We start from the raw sequence: 912 nt of genomic DNA on the forward strand, positions 1-912 counted from the left end.
AACTAGATGTTCGGTCCCAGGGTGTGCTGTGACGGATTTGTTTTGAACCGAGCGGGTTGCTCAGTCCAGGTTTTGCAGACGAACTCGTAGGGCGTGAGGCCGCGCAGGGTCTTGAGCCTGCGTCCGTAATTGTAGGCGTCGACGAAGAGCTGCAGGTGATGGCGCAGGGCGTCGTGACTACCGTAGTGGTAGCGCTTGACGGTGGCGTCCTTGATCGTGCGGCTCATGCGTTCGACCTGACCGTTCGTCCACGGGCAGCGCGGTTTGGTCGTTCGGTGCTCGACCTTGTTCTGGTTGCAGACCCAGTCGAACGGATGCCAGCGATAGAGGCGCGGCTCGTCGCGTTCGGCCCAGTATGCTTCCGCCTTGGCCTCGGCCTCGGCCTCCTCGCTGACCGGCGTGGTGTCGACGAACTGCGTGCCGTTGTCGGTCAGCACCGTGTGGACCGTGTAAGGTACGGCTGCGATCAGAGCACGGAGGAACTCTGCTGCGATCCGTCGTGTGGCCCTCTCGTGCAGTTGAACGAAAGCAAACTTGCTCGTGCGATCGATGGCTACGAACAACTGGAGCTTACCCTCTTCCGTGCTGACCTGGGCGATATCGATATGGAAGTAGCCGATCGGGTAGGCTTTGAAGCGTGAACGCTTGGGCTTGTCACCGTCGGTGTCGGGCAACCGGGCGATGTCGTGGCGCTGGAAGCAGCGATGCAGGCTCGACCGGCGCAGGTGGGGAATCGTCGGCTGCAGCGCGTAGAGGCAATCATCCAGCGGCAAGAGGGTATGTCGCCGGAACGCGACGATGATCGCCTCCTCCTCCAGCGTCAGGACGGTGGAGCGGATCGCCTTCGGTCCCATTCGGGCGTCCGCGACCGTCTCCCGGCCACGCCATTTCTGAACTGTGGTTGGACTGACG

At 62.2% G+C, this 912-nt stretch carries 1 protein-coding gene; it reads right to left on the reverse strand.

The window, feature by feature from the left end:
• Nucleotides 1–2: 2 nt before the first annotated feature.
• Nucleotides 3–912: IS481 family transposase (locus MHA02_RS21865; RefSeq protein ID WP_147082690.1), on the reverse strand; the 910-nt coding region annotated here is incomplete at its 5' end.

The organism is Methylobacterium haplocladii (genome assembly GCF_007992175.1).
Lineage (GTDB): Bacteria > Pseudomonadota > Alphaproteobacteria > Rhizobiales > Beijerinckiaceae > Methylobacterium > Methylobacterium haplocladii.